The sequence below is a fragment of the Mesorhizobium sp. MC2-1-1 genome (genome assembly GCF_057597255.1).
This window is the reverse complement of record NZ_CP195205.1, coordinates 1,263,519-1,279,234: the sequence shown is the minus strand read 5'-3', so window position 1 is coordinate 1,279,234 and position 15,716 is coordinate 1,263,519. Positions and strand designations below refer to the sequence as shown.

Here is a 15,716-nt window from a genome sequence, read left to right as displayed (position 1 = left end):
GTCTAGACCAAAGTGGCCGGTTTTGGAACCGCCGACTGCCTCACCCTTGGTCAAGCCCGGCAATGACGCTAGTAAGCACGCCGAGCAGTTCGCCGCTGCCGGCCGCGAGCGCGCCATGGCTGATCACCTCGCCGGCATAGCGGGGTGGCCTGGCATCGCGGTCGAACAACGCTCCGCCGGCCTCGGTGAGGATAAGATCGGCGGCGGCTATATCCCAGTCATGCGCGCTCGGCTTGACGAAGGTCGCGTCGAGCTTGCCGGCGGCAATCAGGGCCAGCCGATAGGCAAGCGACGGAATGTAGGCGCTCCGCCGCAGCCTGTCCCGCCAGGCTTCCGGCATCGAGTCGACCAGCGGCTTGGGTCCGCCGATATCGACGTCATGCCCGAGCGGACGCACATGGATGCGCTTGCCGTTCACATAGGCGCCCTCGCCCCGCAGAGCCCAGTAAGTCTCTTGCTTGGCGGGGCATTCGAGCACGCCGGCCAGCGAGCGGCCGTCCTCGACCACGGCGACGCTGACGCACCAGGAATGCAGGCCATCGAGGAAGCCGCGCGTGCCGTCGATCGGATCCACGACGAAAGTGCGGCGGGCCGACAAACGCGCGTGATCGTCGGCGGTCTCCTCCGACAGCCAGCCATAGTCCGGGCGCGCCCTGAGCAAGGTCTCACGCAGATAGGCGTCCGCGGCATGGTCGGCCTCGCTCACCGGCGAGGTTCCGCCTTTCATCCACACCCGCGGTTTGTTGCCGAAATAACCCATGGCTATGGCGCCGGCCTCGCGGGCGGCATCGCGCAGCAGGGCCAGATCGTCGCGGGCCGCGCTCGATGTGAGTTGGTCAAGCGCCGGCAAGGGTCATCCCCTCAATCAGGAGCGTCGGGGCCGCCGTGCCGAAATTGCGGTCGAGGTCGCTCGCCGGCACCATGTTGAGGAACATGGTCTTCAGGTTGGAGGCAATCGTCACCTCGGCCACCGGATAGGCCAGCGCGCCATTTTCGATCCAGTAGCCGGAGGCGCCGCGGCTGTATTCGCCGGTCACCATATCGACCCCCTGGCCGAACACCTCGGTGACGTAGAAGCCGCGTTTCAGCGACGCGATCAGGTCTTCCGGCGAACGCTCGCCCGGCTCGATGGCAAGGTTGGTCGAGGACGGCGAAACGGACGAGCCGCTGCGCGAGCCGCGCCCGTTGGTGACGAGGCCGAGCTCGCGCGCGGCCGAGGTCGACAAGAACCAGTGGTTCAACACGCCCTTCTCGACCATGAGGAGCCTCTCGCCCTCGACGCCTTCGCCGTCGAAGGGGCGCGAGGCCTGGCCGCGCCTGCGCAAGGGTTCGTCGGTGACCGTGATCGCGGCCGACGCCACCTGCTTGCCCATCATGTCGCGCAGGAAGCTGGTCTTGCGGGCGACCGCGGCGCCGTTGATGGCGCCGGCGAGATGGCCGGCAATGCCGCGCGCGACGCGCGGATCGAACACCACGTCGACCGGGCCAGTCACCGCCTTGCGCGCGCCCAGGCGGCGCACGGCGCGTTCCCCGGCCTTGCGGCCGATGTCCTGCGGCGCATCGAGATCGGCGAAATGCTGGCGCGAGGAGAATTCATAGTCGCGCTCCATCGCCGTGCCCTCCCCGGCAATGACGCTGGTCGAGCGGGAAAATCGCGAGGCGATATACTGACCGAGAAAACCATGCGAGGTGGCAAGCACGAGTCCGCCCAAGCCGGCGCTGGCGTTGCTGCCGGCGGAATTGGTGACGCCCTTTACAGCCATCGCGGCCGCCTCAGCGGCAAGGGCAGCCTCCTTCAATTGGTCGGCAGGCACCTCGGTCGGGTCGAAGAGGTCGAGATCGCGCAAATCGCGCGCGAGCAGTGCCGGATCGGCGAGGCCCTGGAACGGATCCTCGGGCGAGACCTTGGCCATGGCCACCGCGCGTTCGGCAAGCGCCTTCGGGTCGGAAGCGGCGGTGGCCGAGACGCTCGCCACGCGCCGGCCGACGAACACGCGCAGCGACACATCCTCGCTCTCCGACGATTCGGTGCCCTCGACCTTGCCCAGCCGCACCGACACACCGGCAGAGCGGCCGCGCACCGCCACAGCGTCGGCAGCGTCGGCGCCGGCACGCCTGGCAGCCTCGACGAGCGCCGCGACCCGATCGGTCAATTTCGCAGCGTCGAGCTTATCGGTCATATGGTTGTTCCTGTTTGTTCACGCGGCCTGTCAGGTCGGGCGGACCCGCGCCATCCATGGATGCTGTCGCTCCCATCTATTGTTCCATTGCCGCTTGTGCAATGGGCGCAGGCCAATCAGGAAACCGCGACCAAACCGCCCAAGGCAACCAGAAGGGGTTCCGATCACCGGCACAGTGTTCAGGCACTGATGAGGGGGGCTTGGTCGCGTGCTCTCTGCAGCACCGGGGGAATGGGGGGGGAAGAATGGATTATTTCGCAAGTGGCGGTTTGCCCACGAGCCCGCATGGGTCGCAAAGGTTACAAGCAATTCCTGGTTTTGCGGGGTGAGAGGAAATCCCGGCATGACTCAACGGCTGACGGCGGCCAAAATCAAGCGATCGGCGCCCACATCACGTCCTCGATCCTCGTTGCCCCTGTCGCCAGCATCACCAGCCGGTCGAAGCCCAGCGCCGAGCCGCTTGCCTGCGGCATAACGGCCAATGCCGCCAGGAAGTCCTCGTCCAGAGGATAACGCTCGCCATAGATACGCTCCTTCTCGTCCATCTCGGCGATGAAGCGACGGCGCTGCTCCGCCGGGTCGGTGAGCTCGCCGAAGGCGTTGGCGAGCTCGACTCCGCAGCAATAGAGCTCGAAGCGCTCGGCGACGCGCGGGTCCGTGGGGCTGGGCCTTGCGAGCGCGGCCTCCGAGATAGGGTAGCCGTAAAGGATGGTGGCACGCCCCTGCCCCAGCGCCGGTTCGATCCTTTCCACCATCACCCGGCTGAAGAGGTCGGCCCAGGTGTCGTCCGGCGCAGTGCGAAGGCCGGCTCCGACCAGCGCACCGTGAAGAGCGTCCCGGTCGGTGCGGCCGTCGAGCGAAACGGTCGCGAGCAGGTCGATACCGGCATGGCGGGCAAAGGCTTCCGCCACGCTCAACCGCTCCGGCTCGGCGAATGGATCGGCCTCGCGGCCGCGGAATCGGAAGCTTTCGGCGCCGGCTTTCTCGGCCGCCAGCGCCAGGAATTCGGCGCAGTCGGCCATCAAGGTCTCATAGCTTTCGCCGACGCGGTACCATTCGAGCATGTTGAACTCGGGGTGGTGCAGCGGCCCACGCTCGCGGTTGCGCCAGACGGGGCCCAGACTGAAGATGCGCTCCTCGCCCGCGGCGAGCAGCTTCTTGCAGGCGAATTCCGGCGAGGTGTGGAGATAGAGCGGCCGGCGGAATGCGTCGGGCCCCACCGCCTCGGTGGCGAAGGCGGCGAGATGCGCCTCGTTGCCCGGCGAGACCTGCAGCGCCGAGGTCGTCACCTCCACGAAATCGCGCTCCGCAAACCAGGAGCGAAGGGCGGCGGCGATGGCGTTGCGCGCCATCAGCCGTGGCCGGCGGTCGGCATGGATATGCGGCGTCCACCAGGGCGAAGCGGCGGTCATGGGCAGGAAAATCGGCTGGAAGGCTGGCGGTTCGGCGCAAGATGCGCTAGGGCGCACACGATGGCCGCCGTCGCCGCTTCGCGGCAATCGACGCTTGCAGGCCGAAAAACTCGAACGGGATCGAATATCGTGGTCAAGGTCATCGCCAGTTCCTTACGCAAAGGCAACGTCGTCGATAAGGACGGCAAGCTGTATGTCATCCTCTTTGCCGAAAACATCCACCCTGGCAAGGGCACCCCGGTGACCCAGCTCGACATGCGCCGCATCGGCGACGGGGTGAAGATCTCGGAGCGCTACCGCACGACCGAAATGGTCGAGCGGGCCTATGTCGAGGAGCGCGAGCACACCTTCCTCTACTCCGACGGCGAAGGCTTCCACTTCATGAATCCGGAAAGCTACGACCAGGTCGTGGCCTCGGAGGCCGTGGTTGGCGATTTCGCGCCCTATCTGCAGGAAGGCATGGCCGTGCAGCTGGCGCAGTTCAACGGCGTGCCGATCTCGCTCACGCTGCCGCAACGCGCCACTTTCGAGGTTGTCGAGACCGAGCCGGTCACCAAAGGCCAGACGGCGTCATCCTCCTACAAGCCGGCCGTTCTCTCCAACGGCGTGCGCACAGCCGTGCCGCCGCACATCTCGGCCGGCACGCGCATCGTTGTGATGACCGCCGACGGCTCCTACGTCGAGCGTGCCAAGGACTGAGCGCTTAGAGTCCAGCTTGCGACGGCCCGCCTGAATAACAGGCGGGTCATTTCGTTCGCGGCGCCTGCCACGTCGGCAGCGGCAAATATCCGTAGCCCCAGACGCGTTTTTCAGGCAGCGCTCGGTGCGCGCTCGCGTGGAGTCCTGGACTGCCAATTGACATAATTGGTTCAACGGCGGATCGTTTCGCTCACTAGACTGCGTTGTCTCATGACCGCCAACATCGCACCCAGACTGCTCGACCCTGTCGGGACCCGGATCTCGTACGGCCGGGCCGTGCCGTGAGCACGCCGGCGCCGGACGTCGCGCTCGGCCTCAAGGCCAACTGGAAGCAGTTTGCGCTGCTGGTGCTGATCAACGCCTTCGTCGGCGGCATGGTCGGCATCGAGCGGACCGTGGTGCCGCTGATCGGCGCGGAGGAGTTCGGGATCGCCTCGACCACGCTTGTGGTTTCCTTCATCGTCAGTTTCGGGGTGGTCAAGGCCTGCGCCAACCTCGTCTCCGGCCAGCTTGCCGACACATGGGGCCGCAAGCGCGTGCTGATCCTGGGCTGGCTGTTCGGCCTGCCGGTGCCCTTCATCATCATCTGGGCCCCAAGCTGGGGCTGGATCGTCGCCGCCAATGCGCTGCTCGGCATCAACCAGGGGTTTGCCTGGTCGATGACGGTGATCATGAAGGTCGACCTGGTCGGACCGAAATCGCGCGGGCTAGCCGTGGGCCTCAACGAGTTCGCCGGCTATCTCGCCGTCGGTGTCACCGCCTTCCTGACCGGCTATCTCGCGAGCCGCTACGGACTGCGTCCGGTGCCGATCTACCTCGGCGTCGGCTATGCGATCCTGGGTGCGGCGCTATCGATCCTGCTTGTGCGGGACACGCGCGGGCATGTGCGGCTGGAGCTGGCCAGCCACCCAAAACAGGCTTCACCGCTCAGCTTCCGCGAGATCTTCATGCTGACCTCATTCCGGGACCCCAACCTGTTCGCGGCATCGCAAGCCGGCCTGGTGAACAATCTGAACGACGGCATGAGTTGGGGGCTGTTTCCGCTCTTCTTCGTTGCCAACGGGCTCGGCGTCGAGCGCATCGGCATCCTCAAGGCGGTTTATCCCGCTGTCTGGGGCATATTCCAGGTCGCGACCGGGCCATTGAGCGACCGGTGGGGACGCAAGGGCCTGATCGTCGCCGGCATGTGGGTGCAGGCGGCGGGGCTCCTCGCCACCGCCATGACGCGCGATTTCGGCTGGTGGCTGCTGGCGAGCCTGCTGCTCGGTCTCGGCACGGCAATGGTCTATCCGAGCCTGATCGCAGCCGTGTCGGACGCCTCGCATCCGTCCTGGCGGGCGCGCTCGCTCAGCGTCTACCGTTTCTGGCGCGATCTCGGCTACGCGATCGGTGCGCTGTCCGCCGGCCTGATCGCCGACTTCTTCGGCTTTGCCGCCGCGATCGCGGCAATCGCGGCGCTGACCTTCCTGTCGGGCGCGATCGTCGCGATAGCGATGCGCGAGACGCGTGCAGCCGCTCCGGCGCCGGGCGATGGTTAACGCCGCCCCCGAAAAAGCATCCCGTTTACGATGTCATAAGCTTGTTGCTGCCGGACATTCGCCGTTCCGCTAGAATTGCGGCAGTTGAATTTTCCTTGAGATCGCGCATGAGCAGCCCGAACCGCATGCCGTGGGTGGACACGGCAAAAGGCCTTTCCATCATCCTGGTGGTGATGATGTACTCGGCCTACAACACCGGTGAATACACCGGCGGCGTCGGCTTCCTGCATTATGTCATCGGCTTCGCGACGCCGTTCCGGATGCCGGAATTCTTCCTGATCTCGGGCCTGTTCCTGTCGCAGGTGATCGACCGCCCATGGCGGCGCTATGTCGACCGCCGCGTCGTCCACTATCTCTATTTCTACGTGCTTTGGGCGATCATCTCGATCGGGCTGAAGATCGGCATCTTCAGCCGCGATCCCGCCGGTATGCTGCACGACCTCGCAATGGCCGTCGTCCAGCCCTATGGCGTGCTGTGGTTCATCTACATGCTGGCGGTTTTCGGCGTCGTCATCCGCGTGCTGCGCGAGCTTCGCGTGCCGCACTGGATCGTCATCCCTCTCGCCGCCGCGCTCCAGATGTGGGCGCCGAAGCCGGACAGCTACGCGCTGGAACAGTTCGCGGCCTATTTCGTGTTCTTCTATCTCGGCTTCGTGCTCGCGCCGCTGATCTTCCGGCTGGTCGAATGGACACAGGCTCGCCCGGCGATCGCCGTTACGGGTCTGCTTGCGTGGGCGCTCGTCAACGGCCTGCTCGTCTATTCGCCAGGTTATGCCATGCAGCCGGTCGGCATGCAGATGGGCCTCGCGGCATGGCCGCCGCTGCATCTGGCGCTCGCCGTCGCCGGCGCGGTGGCGCTCTGCGTCGCCGGCGGTTTCCTGTCGAAATTCGCTTCGATGGAATGGCTGCGGTGGCTCGGCGAGCATTCGCTGGTCGTCTATGTCGCCTTCACCATACCGATGTCGATCTTCCGCGGTGTCATGCTGGCGAGCGGCCTCCTGACCGACACCGGGATGCTCAGCCTAGCCGTACTGCTCGTCTCGGTCGTCAGCCCGGTGGTGCTCTATTTCATCGTCAAGCGCATCGGCTTCGGCACCTTCCTGTTCGAGAGGCCGGCCTGGGCGCATGTCGACGGGCCGAACACCGCCAGGACCTCCAGCAAGCCGGTGACGCGACCAGCGCGCGAGGCGGCCTGACCGAGCCGCCCTCCCGCCTGTTACTTGCCGGCCTCATGGCCCGGACGCCGCGCGGCCTTGATCTTGCCGCTGCTTCCGCCACCGCAGAAGAAACAGCCGCCGCCATCGGATTCCAGTCCCGACACACCGGAAGGCATCGTCAGTTCCTGCAGCACATCGCCTGTGTCGGGGTCGACGCGCACCAGATCGCCCTCCTCGCCCTCCCAGGTGGCATGCCAGAGCTCGCCATCGACCCAGGTCACGCCGGTGACGACGCGCTTCGATTCGATCGTGCGGATCACCTTGCCCGTTTCGGGATCGATCTGATGGATCTTATGTGCGCGGTATTCGCCGACCCAGAGCGAACCCTCGGCCCAAGCCATGCCTGAGTCGCCCCCGTTGCCGGGGGCGGGAATGGTTGCGACGACCTTGCCGATCTTCGGGTCGACCTTGTGGATGCGATCCTCGGCAATCTGGTAAAGATACTCGCCGTCGAAGGCGGTACCGGCATGGGAGGCGACATCGATCGTACGCACGATCATGCCGCTGTCGGGATCGAGCGCGTGCAGCTTCTCGCCACTGGCGAACCAGACATTTTCGCCGTCATAGGTAACGCCATTGACGCGCTCGACGCCGGGGAACGGTCCGTATTCGCGCAGGATTTCGGCGGCGGTTCGTTTCATTTTTCGATCTCCATTCGAACAATGGCCGCAGACTAGTCAGTCGGCAGCGGACCCGGGAGTAACAAGACAGTCGGGAATCCGGTCACCGGCGGCATCATCCAGCGGCGCGCCCTGCCACGACCTACTGGCTGCACCTTGCGCTCGGCAGACAGTTGCTCCAGGGCGCGCTGGACGGTGCGCGCGCTGGCGCCAAGCGCGATCGCCAGCGCCGAACTCGACCAGGCCTCGCCATCGGCCAGAAAGGCAAGCACCGCGCCATGCTCTTCCTCGACCGGCGGCGCCAGCACGACGACCTCGGCGGCCCTCAGCGGCATCAACGCGAAACCGGCCGCCGTCGCATTGATCTCGGCCAGACCGGCGAGCTCGGCGCGCAGCCGCCCCATCTCGACCCTGAGCCGCGCGCGGTGCGATTCATCGGCATGCCTTGCCCGGAAGGCGCGCCTCAGCAGCGCTTCGCGCGAGGCATCCGCCGGCCATGCCTCGGCGAGCGTGCGCGCCAGCGCGAAGAGCACCGGCCGCGTTGCCAGCGAAACGATCGCATCGGCTTTGCGCACGGTATTGCGGCAGGCATCGATGACCAGCGCGCCCGAGCCCAGCAACGCCTCAACCCCGTCGAGCAGCAATTCCTTGTTCGAACCTTGCGCGATCAGCCGGCCGACCGGCGTGTTCATGACCAGGGACGCCGCTTCGACTTCCGCCTGCAGCGCCGGGATGTTGGCCTGATAGGCGGCAAGCGCCGCCCTGCCGAAGGCCGAGCGCGCCGCTTTGGTCCTGAGACGCCGGACCGCGATGCCCGCGGCAGCCAGCTCATGCGCAACGCGCGCCACCGGCGGCAAGGGCGCCGGATCGAAGTCGGACAGCAGACGCTCGGCCTCGTCGAGCCGACCGATCAGGATGAGACGGCGCGCCTCGAGGCTGCCGGCATAGGCGGCGTTCAGCCGGTCGCCATGCGCGGCGAGCGTCGCCCGGGCTGATCGCAGAGCCTTTTCCGGCCAGCCGAGGTCGCGGGAGACCAGCGCGATCTCGGCCTCGGCGACGACACAGCGAGCACGCGCCACCGCTTCTCTCGGACTGAAGCCACGGGCGGCATCCTTGAGCAGCGCCTTGGCCTTGGCGAAATCGCCGAGCTGCGCCATCGCTATGCCGCGCAGCGCCAGTGCCGGCGCGTCGGCGCGCAGCGCGACGCGCTTCAAGGCGCCGAGCGGATCGCCTGCCGCAAGCGCGCGACCGGCGGCGTTGATCAGCGAGTCCATGCCATCGCCTCAAGGCCTGTCGCAGCAAATCGCGTCACACTTGTAACTCCCGCCATCGCGCCGTCCGGCCCTAAGTCTTTGCCCGTCACCCCCAACCAAACCCAAGAACGGGACAAGAGCAATGACCCAACATATGAAGACACCGCCGGTCGTTTCCCAGGAAGCGTGGGAAGGCGCCCTCGAGGAGATGCTTGTCAAGGAAAAGGCGCTCACCCGCGCCAAGGACGCGCTGGCCGCCGAGCGCCGCCGCATGCCGTGGCTGCTCGTCGAGAAAGACTATGTGTTCGAAGGCCCGAAGGGCAAGGCGAGCCTGCTCGACCTGTTCGAGGGGCGCCGCCAGCTCGTCATCTACCGCGCGTTCTTCGAGCCCGGCGTCTTCGGATGGCCTGAACATGCCTGCCGCGGCTGCTCGCTCGGCGCCGACCAGGTCGGCAATCTCGCCCATCTCAACGCCCGCGACACCACGCTTGCCTATGCCTCGCGCGCGCCGCAGGCCGACATCGCCAGGCTGAAGCAGCGGATGGGCTGGAAGATGCCCTGGTACACGATCACGGACAGCTGGGACAAGGATTTCGGCGTCGACGAATGGCACGGCCACAACGTCTTCATCCGCGACGGCAACCGTGTCTTCCGCACCTATTTCATCAATGTCCGCGGCGACGAGAACATGGGCACGGTGTGGAGCTATCTCGACGCAACCCCGCTCGGCCGCCAGGAGGTGTGGGAGGATTCGCCCGAAGGCTATCCGCAGACGCCGACCTACAAGTGGTGGAACTGGCACGACAATTATGAGGAAGGTGCCGCCCCCGACCAGCGATGGGTCGAGGTGACGGATGTCGGCGAAGCGGCGTTCCGCAACAAAGACGCCTGAGCGTGATGCGGCTCCGGCGGCGCAAACCGCCGGAGCCGGTCTTTTCTAAACCCGCCCTGAGAGCCCCCACTTTTCGAAAGGTCGAAGAGATGAGCATCGACAATCCCGACATTGCCCCTCGCCCGGCCAGCCCGAGCTTCGGCCTCGCCGACTGGCTTTGTCTCGCCGCGGCCCCGACCTTCGCCATGATGGCGCTGCTGACGGCCGCCCATAGCGGCCCCGACATGACGTGCATGTCCGGCGCCGGAGCCACCATGCTGACCGGGATGGTGCCGATGTATCTCCTGATGGCGGCGTTCCACCTTGCTCCATGGCTACGGTTGGTGGCCAGGCGGGCGTAGGGTCCGACCTCGGCGTTAATCGACTAACGGCCATGACTATCCCGTCAGCCGCCGGGAGTTCGCGAAGGGAGTGAGGAAGCCATCTCGACGCTCACCCCGCATGGCTCAGTTCGGATTCACCGGTAAGCACGCGCTCGTTCGGATCGATCGGACCCAGGTTCTTCACGACCCGGAATTGACCGCGCCGTGCCTGCGCGATGTACATGTTCATGCGAACATGGTGCTGGCCGCGAACCATCTCGGCCGGACCGCCCGGTCCTTCGCTTATCCGGGCGTGATCAAGAGCCCGAATAACCGCATCGCGTTCGACGCTGCCCGCTTCCTTCACCGCCGCCTCCCACATCTTGACCGCCCGGAAGTGGCCGGTGCACCCGCTGCCCGCGGTCAACGTGGCACTGCCAGGGAATCGTTCGCTGTAGCGGCGCAAGAGCGCTCGACCGAACGGTTCGTCGAGTTCCTGGTAGTAGTCGAGGCAGCTGTAGAGGCCCTCGATCTGCTCGGACGGCACCAGATTGAAGAAGTTCTCGTCGAAGTAGGTGCAGACGATCTTGCCGCCGCGTTTGCCGAAGCCGGCCTCGTGCAGCTCTTCGAAAAACGGCGTCAGGCCCGGAGGTACGATAGTGTTGAAAACCACTTCGGTGCCACTCGACATGATCTGCTGCACCGTGCGTTGGAAATCGACTGTGTCCAGCGGAAAATACCTCTCGCCGACGATCTCGCCGCCATTGGCACGCACCGCCCGGCTAGCAGCCCTGTTCAGCAAATGGGGCCAGATGTAATCGGCTGATGGCAGGTAGAACTTCCGGGCTCCGGTGGTCTTCATGAGCCATGGGATCAGCGGCTCGACCTGCTGCGCCGGCACGGGGCCCGTGCAGAAGATCAGCGGATCGTTCTCCTGTCCCTCATACTGTTCGGTATAGATGTAGAGCGTCCTGCCCCGGGTGACCGCCTCGCTCTTGATGGCCAGGCGGGTCGAACTGTAGATGCCGCCGATGACCACATCGACCTTGTCCACGTCGACCAGTTTCGCCGCCTTTGCCTTGGCGACGCTGTCGATGGTTTCGCCATCCTCGATGACAAGTTCCACCGGCCGGCCGAGCAAGCCGCCTTTGGCATTGATGTCATCGACGAGCATGGTGGTGAGGTTGGCGTTGGCGATGCCCATGAAAGACAATGGGCCTGTGAGTTCGGCGATGAGACCGATCTTGACCGGTTTCGGATCCATCTTGATTTCTCCATTCTGGGGTTTTCGTCTTCTGAGTTCTTCGTCGGGCGCGCCGCCGCCAACGGCAGGCGGCGCGCAGCGCTGACGTCAGGCCTCGTAGTGGCCGAGCAGCAGCGCCGCCTGCGGCTTGCCGACATGCCCGGCTTCCTGCAGGATCGCGGTAACCTCCGGGTCCGACACGAAATTCTTCCAGCCCTCGGCGTCCCAGTCGAAGATCGCCCAGACGCGGTCGGGTTCGCTGGGGTCGCGGAACACGGTTGCGCCGTTCGAACCGTGCAGCCGGCGCTTGTCGGCGCCCTTGGTCGAAAAGATGCGGATGAAGCGGTCGACGTCCGCCACCTTGGTCGTTGCGAGAAGCATCTCAATTCCTCCTGTCGGTCGCGGCCACCATTGGTCCGTCGACAGGGGCACGATGCGCGCGCCCGAGCGGGCGCACATGGGGTGGATTCCCTATGCCGGCGTATCGCCCGGCCGCACAAGGCCGTGCTCGACCGCATAGAGCGCGGCCGCGGCGCGGGTGGCCACGCCGATCTTGGCGTAGACGCTCTGGATATGGTGGTCGGCGGTCTTGGGCGAGATGTCGAGCTTGCCAGCCGTTTCCTTGGCGGCAAGGCCAGCGGCGATCAGGCGCAGCACCTCGATTTCGCGCGGCGTCATGCCGGCCAGCGCCTGCGGCAAGCCCCGCCGCGACTGCTGCCCGGCGAATGACAATACGGCCTCGGCGGCGTCGGGGCAGACACAGCCATCACGAACAGCCGCACGCAGCTGCGCCGCCGCCGCCTCGCTGGACAGCGCCTTGCGATGCGGACGTTCCTCCCGCGACGTCTGGAAGGCCTCGGCGGCGGCCAGGATCCTGGCCGCCGGAGACAGGTCGGAACCGCCGACCTTGCGGTGATATCCCGAACCGTCCAGGCGTTCGTGGTGACGCAGCACAAGCGCACCCATCGCGTCGCCGTCGTGGCCGAAGGAGGCCAACGCCCGCTCACCGTAATAAGCGTGCAACTGCGCCGCGTCGCGCTCGCGCACCGACAACGGACCGTTTCGCATCCACGTCGCCACCGGCACCACAAGCTCGCCGATATCATGGATGCAGCCAGACCAGCGCAGCGCGCGCACGTCGGGTTCGGGCAGCCCCATCCGTTTGCCCGCACCTGCGGCCAGTTCCGACACCATGCGCGAATGGCCCAGCGTGAACGGCATGCGCATGTCGATCATGTCAGCAATGGCGAGGAACGCCTCGTCGCAAGCCTCCTCATTCAGCGTCACCGGCGGATCGGGCTCCAGCGCCAGGATCGTATCGCGGTCGACGGTCGGGCCGATGCCTTCCATCAGGCCCGCCGCGTTGACCGAGACGAGCCGGGCCAGATCCGCTTCGTAGGGGCCGTCGGCGCGACTGGCGATGGTTTCGGCCATCCCGTCGATACCGACTGTTTCGCTGAGCGCAATGGCATCCTGCGCCAGTGTGATCAGACGCACGGCCGGCAAAACATCCTCGCCGCTCAACCCACGAGGCAGGCCCTTGCCGTCCCAGCGCTCGTAGATCTGGCCGAGATTACGCCTTATGTCCTCGGATAGGCCAAGACGCTCGCCGATCCGCTGAGCGACCTCGCAATGCGCCGTGAGCACCGGGCGGGCCACGGCGAGCGCCTGCGACATCGCGGCCTCGATGGCCTTGGCCTGCGCGTCAGGAGCCAGGTCGTAGTAGACCCGTTTGAAGGCCTGTACAAAAACCCTGCCCAGTTCCGCACGGTTGCCCATGTCGAGACCGACGAGATCCTGGCGGAGCGCGATTTCGTCGCCGAAGGTAGCTGACAGCAGGTCCGTATCGGCATTACAGCCGACGTAACGCAGCATGGACTGATGATAGGCATTGCGTCGAACCTGGTCGGGAAGGCCGGCAAGCTCGGCGATCCGCATTGCAAGCACGCAGGATTTCAGCGCGAAGTCACGCGAATGGCCGGTGGCAAGGTCCGAAGCATAGGCAAGGACCATCATGAAGTCCGCCCGGCGTATCGAGGCGTCTGTCATCGTGCGCATCCCCAGTGCGTCATATCTACCCCCACAAGCCGACAATACCTAGGGGAAAGTCCCGAGCCGGCCGTCATTCGCGACGGAGACCGCTTTGCCTGGCCATAACCCCGCGATCGAGCCAAGCGACCGATCCGCGACCTGTGACCAAATTCTCGTGGGCCGTGATTTTGAGGATAGGCATCCATCTTTCCGGCCTTGCCGTGCAACGGCGCCCCGCCGCGCCCGAATACCCAAACCGTCAGCTGTCCATTACCTTGCGTTAGCTCCGCCATGTAAGGTTTCGCTATCCGGAGGCCATGTGCGAATGTTGAACAACTATGAGGTCGACAGGTTTGGCGTGATCCACCAGATCGACTTCACACCGATCAAGTACGACAAGGAATACATTTCCTATTACGAGGACCTGAGCGACCGGACCATCAAGCTGGGATACCAGCGGCTTGGCTGGGTGCTTGGCATCACAGGCGAGATTCCTCGATCCGTGCTGGAGATTGGATATGGCACCGGCACATTCATCGAAGCCGCCAAGATAACCGGAGTCGCGGACTGCGCCGGCTGCGACATTGCCAGGTTTCCGCTGCCCAAGGGCGTCCGCTTCCTCGGTTGGGATGAGGCACTCGCCAGCGCGTGGGATCTCGTCGCCATGTTCGACGTGCTTGAGCACATCCCCGATCTGAGCTTCCTCTCCCGCCTTCAGGCCCGCCACCTGGCCATCGCTGTCCCTTATTGCCGCTGGCGCGAGCTCGGCGCCGACGGCGACACGTGGTTCCGCAAGTGGCGCATGCGCCTACCCAACGAACACCTGCACCATTTCGACCGTGACTCGCTGGTGGCACTCCTCGCGCACAGCGGCTTCCAATGCGTGACGATGAACTGCTTCGAGGACGGGATCCGGCTCCGGTCCGGCGAAACAGGTCCGAATATTCTGTCGGGGTTCTTCAGGAAGCTGTAAGCCGGCTACGACTGGTGAGCGCAGCGTTCAGACCGAAACTGAACATTTGCCGGAAGCTTCATCGCCGGCGCATAGCTGCGCGGCGCGAGGGTCAGCTGGCCACGGTTTCCCGCCGCAAGCCCGAGTGGAACGGCCCTTCTTAGGCAGCTGGCATCTCAGTCCAATTCTTTTTTATCGACGAACAGGCTTTCGGAATTTCATTCCTATCTAATTCTATAATTTTAGTGGACTTTAAGTCATGGCCCTCTGTTTGGCTGCAATCGAGGCTCTGCCCTCTGTTCAAAGGATTAAAGCCCATGCGAAAATTGATCTCCGCCGCCCTTTTCGGGCTTGCCCTGACTTCAGTTCACACCGCTGCTAATGCCGCGGACGACAAGAAAGTCGTGATCGCCTACCAGACTGGCGCCAACCCCTATAATCTTGGCATCGCCAATGGCGACCTCGCGAAGAAGACCGGCTGGAACATCGAATTCCGCCGCTTCAATTCCGGCGCCGACATCTTCGCCGCCATCGCGTCCGGCGACGTCCAGATCGGCGATGTCGGATCGAGCCCGTTCTCCGCCGCCGTCAGCAAGGGCATCGATGTGAAGGCGTTCTACATCTCGTCGGTCTCTCGTGACGGCGAGGCCCTGGTGGTGCGGCCCGAAATCAAGTCGCCGGCGGATCTGCGCGGCAAGAAGCTAGCCGCGGCGCCGGTCTCCACCGATCATTACCAACTTCTCGCCGTGCTCAAGCAAGAAGGCATTTCCGAAAAGGAGACCCAGGTCATAGCCATTCCGCAGCCCGAGATTGTCGCTGCCTGGAAGCGCGGCGACATTGATGGCGGCTTCGTCTGGGATCCGGCGCTGTCCGAGCTCAAGAAGAGCGGCAAGGTCCTGCTCACGGCCGGCCAGGTCGCCGATCGTGGCGCGCCAACCTTCAGTGCGCTGGTCGTCACCGGTGCGTTCGCCAAGGCCAATCCCGAGTTCCTCGGCCAGTATGTCCGGCTAATCGACGGCTACAACCAGGCTTACCTGAGCAACCCTGCCGCATGGGGCCCGGACTCCGAGAGCGCCAGGCTGATCGCAAAATTGCAGGGTGGCACGGCGGCCGAGAATTCGGAGCAGTTGAAGACGACGGTCGTTCCGCCGCTCGACGAGCAGGTCTCCGACAAATGGCTGGGCGGCGGTGAGAAAAGCGCGGTCGCGAAAATCCTCAAGGACACCGCGAGCTTCCTAAAGGACCAGCACAAGATCACGTCGGTCAAGGACAGCTATGCGGCCTTCGCCGATCCGCAATATGCGGAAGTGGCCAAGGCCTCGAACTAGCCATCCCTGAAGAAAATCCGATTTGGCTGGCACACCAGCCAAATCGCCA

General features: G+C 65.0%; 15 protein-coding genes. 7 read left to right on the top strand and 8 right to left on the bottom strand.

Annotated elements, in window-relative coordinates:
* Nucleotides 1-40 precede the first annotated feature (40 nt).
* The 3 genes from ACR64R_RS06470 to epmA all read right to left on the bottom strand — a co-directional run bounded on the left by ACR64R_RS06470 (nucleotide 41) and on the right by epmA (nucleotide 3,592).
* Nucleotides 41-850 carry a 3'(2'),5'-bisphosphate nucleotidase CysQ gene (locus ACR64R_RS06470; protein WP_487360855.1) on the bottom strand — a complete coding sequence of 270 codons (810 nt, stop codon included), beginning with the start codon at nucleotides 848-850 and terminating at the stop codon, nucleotides 41-43.
* Entirely contained in the window at nucleotides 837-2,180 is a 1,344-nt protein-coding gene (locus ACR64R_RS06465; protein WP_487360854.1) for a TldD/PmbA family protein, read from the bottom strand. Before ACR64R_RS06465 ends, ACR64R_RS06470 begins: the two co-directional genes overlap by 14 nt.
* Before the next feature lie 371 nt (nucleotides 2,181-2,551).
* A complete protein-coding gene (epmA, locus tag ACR64R_RS06460) occupies nucleotides 2,552-3,592 on the bottom strand; it encodes an EF-P lysine aminoacylase EpmA (protein WP_487360853.1) in 1,041 nt (346 codons plus the stop codon).
* Between the two features lie 129 nt (nucleotides 3,593-3,721).
* Here epmA and efp point away from each other — a divergent pair, with 129 nt between their 5' ends.
* The 3 genes from efp to ACR64R_RS06445 all read left to right on the top strand — a co-directional run bounded on the left by efp (nucleotide 3,722) and on the right by ACR64R_RS06445 (nucleotide 7,025).
* Nucleotides 3,722-4,291 carry an elongation factor P gene (gene efp, locus ACR64R_RS06455; RefSeq protein ID WP_487360852.1) on the top strand — a complete coding sequence of 190 codons (570 nt, stop codon included), beginning with the start codon at nucleotides 3,722-3,724 and terminating at the stop codon, nucleotides 4,289-4,291.
* A 281-nt stretch (nucleotides 4,292-4,572) separates the two neighbouring features.
* Complete coding sequence (locus ACR64R_RS06450) at nucleotides 4,573-5,829, top strand: MFS transporter (RefSeq protein ID WP_487360851.1); 1,257 nt, start codon at nucleotides 4,573-4,575, stop codon at nucleotides 5,827-5,829.
* A 107-nt stretch (nucleotides 5,830-5,936) separates the two neighbouring features.
* On the top strand, nucleotides 5,937-7,025 hold the full coding sequence (locus ACR64R_RS06445) for an acyltransferase family protein (protein WP_487360850.1): 1,089 nt from the start codon (nucleotides 5,937-5,939) through the stop codon (nucleotides 7,023-7,025).
* Between the two features lie 20 nt (nucleotides 7,026-7,045).
* On the opposite strand, the gene ACR64R_RS06440 is transcribed toward ACR64R_RS06445, so the two are convergent.
* Both ACR64R_RS06440 and ACR64R_RS06435 read right to left on the bottom strand, forming a co-directional pair.
* Entirely contained in the window at nucleotides 7,046-7,687 is a 642-nt protein-coding gene (locus ACR64R_RS06440) for a Vgb family protein (protein ID WP_487360849.1), read from the bottom strand.
* Between the two features lie 32 nt (nucleotides 7,688-7,719).
* Nucleotides 7,720-8,940 carry a helix-turn-helix domain-containing protein gene (locus tag ACR64R_RS06435; RefSeq protein ID WP_487360848.1) on the bottom strand — a complete coding sequence of 407 codons (1,221 nt, stop codon included), beginning with the start codon at nucleotides 8,938-8,940 and terminating at the stop codon, nucleotides 7,720-7,722.
* Nucleotides 8,941-9,061: 121 nt separating this feature from the next.
* Between ACR64R_RS06435 and ACR64R_RS06430 the strand changes: the two genes are divergently transcribed.
* Nucleotides 9,062-9,811 (top strand): DUF899 domain-containing protein, encoded by a 750-nt coding sequence (locus ACR64R_RS06430; protein ID WP_487360847.1) that lies wholly within the window; start codon nucleotides 9,062-9,064, stop codon nucleotides 9,809-9,811.
* A gap of 89 nt (nucleotides 9,812-9,900) precedes the next feature.
* A complete protein-coding gene (locus ACR64R_RS06425; RefSeq protein WP_487360846.1) occupies nucleotides 9,901-10,152 on the top strand; it encodes a hypothetical protein in 252 nt (83 codons plus the stop codon).
* A 91-nt stretch (nucleotides 10,153-10,243) separates the two neighbouring features.
* Here the strand turns inward: ACR64R_RS06425 and ACR64R_RS06420 are convergent, their stop codons facing one another.
* The 3 genes from ACR64R_RS06420 to ACR64R_RS06410 all read right to left on the bottom strand — a co-directional run bounded on the left by ACR64R_RS06420 (nucleotide 10,244) and on the right by ACR64R_RS06410 (nucleotide 13,294).
* On the bottom strand, nucleotides 10,244-11,377 hold the full coding sequence (locus ACR64R_RS06420) for a substrate-binding protein (RefSeq protein ID WP_487360845.1): 1,134 nt from the start codon (nucleotides 11,375-11,377) through the stop codon (nucleotides 10,244-10,246).
* Nucleotides 11,378-11,464: 87 nt separating this feature from the next.
* Nucleotides 11,465-11,737, bottom strand: coding sequence for a hypothetical protein (locus ACR64R_RS06415; RefSeq protein WP_487360844.1), 273 nt, complete (start codon nucleotides 11,735-11,737; stop codon nucleotides 11,465-11,467).
* Between the two features lie 90 nt (nucleotides 11,738-11,827).
* Nucleotides 11,828-13,294, bottom strand: a complete 1,467-nt coding sequence (locus ACR64R_RS06410) for an HD domain-containing phosphohydrolase (RefSeq protein WP_487360843.1) — start codon at nucleotides 13,292-13,294, stop codon at nucleotides 11,828-11,830.
* Between the two features lie 418 nt (nucleotides 13,295-13,712).
* Between ACR64R_RS06410 and ACR64R_RS06405 the strand changes: the two genes are divergently transcribed.
* Both ACR64R_RS06405 and tauA read left to right on the top strand, forming a co-directional pair.
* The gene (locus tag ACR64R_RS06405; protein WP_487360842.1) at nucleotides 13,713-14,360 is read left to right on the top strand and encodes a class I SAM-dependent methyltransferase; all 648 of its coding nucleotides are present in this window, start codon (nucleotides 13,713-13,715) and stop codon (nucleotides 14,358-14,360) included.
* 296 nt (nucleotides 14,361-14,656) lie between these two features.
* Nucleotides 14,657-15,667, top strand: coding sequence for a taurine ABC transporter substrate-binding protein (gene tauA / locus ACR64R_RS06400; protein ID WP_487360841.1), 1,011 nt, complete (start codon nucleotides 14,657-14,659; stop codon nucleotides 15,665-15,667).
* Nucleotides 15,668-15,716 lie beyond the last annotated feature (49 nt).

Excerpts from the sequence above, each read along its gene's own strand:
- ACR64R_RS06425 (WP_487360846.1), top strand. The coding sequence starts at position 9,901 with ATGAGCATCGACAATCCCGACATTGCCCCTCGCCCGGCCAGCCCGAGC.
- ACR64R_RS06440 (WP_487360849.1), bottom strand. The coding sequence starts at position 7,687 with ATGAAACGAACCGCCGCCGAAATCCTGCGCGAATACGGACCGTTCCCC.
- ACR64R_RS06410 (WP_487360843.1), bottom strand. The coding sequence starts at position 13,294 with ATGCGGATCGCCGAGCTTGCCGGCCTTCCCGACCAGGTTCGACGCAAT.
- epmA (WP_487360853.1), bottom strand. The coding sequence starts at position 3,592 with ATGACCGCCGCTTCGCCCTGGTGGACGCCGCATATCCATGCCGACCGC.
- ACR64R_RS06465 (WP_487360854.1), bottom strand. The coding sequence starts at position 2,180 with ATGACCGATAAGCTCGACGCTGCGAAATTGACCGATCGGGTCGCGGCG.
- ACR64R_RS06405 (WP_487360842.1), top strand. The coding sequence starts at position 13,713 with ATGTTGAACAACTATGAGGTCGACAGGTTTGGCGTGATCCACCAGATC.
- ACR64R_RS06420 (WP_487360845.1), bottom strand. The coding sequence starts at position 11,377 with ATGGATCCGAAACCGGTCAAGATCGGTCTCATCGCCGAACTCACAGGC.
- ACR64R_RS06445 (WP_487360850.1), top strand. The coding sequence starts at position 5,937 with ATGAGCAGCCCGAACCGCATGCCGTGGGTGGACACGGCAAAAGGCCTT.
- ACR64R_RS06435 (WP_487360848.1), bottom strand. The coding sequence starts at position 8,940 with ATGGACTCGCTGATCAACGCCGCCGGTCGCGCGCTTGCGGCAGGCGAT.
- ACR64R_RS06430 (WP_487360847.1), top strand. The coding sequence starts at position 9,062 with ATGACCCAACATATGAAGACACCGCCGGTCGTTTCCCAGGAAGCGTGG.
- ACR64R_RS06415 (WP_487360844.1), bottom strand. The coding sequence starts at position 11,737 with ATGCTTCTCGCAACGACCAAGGTGGCGGACGTCGACCGCTTCATCCGC.
- tauA (WP_487360841.1), top strand. The coding sequence starts at position 14,657 with ATGCGAAAATTGATCTCCGCCGCCCTTTTCGGGCTTGCCCTGACTTCA.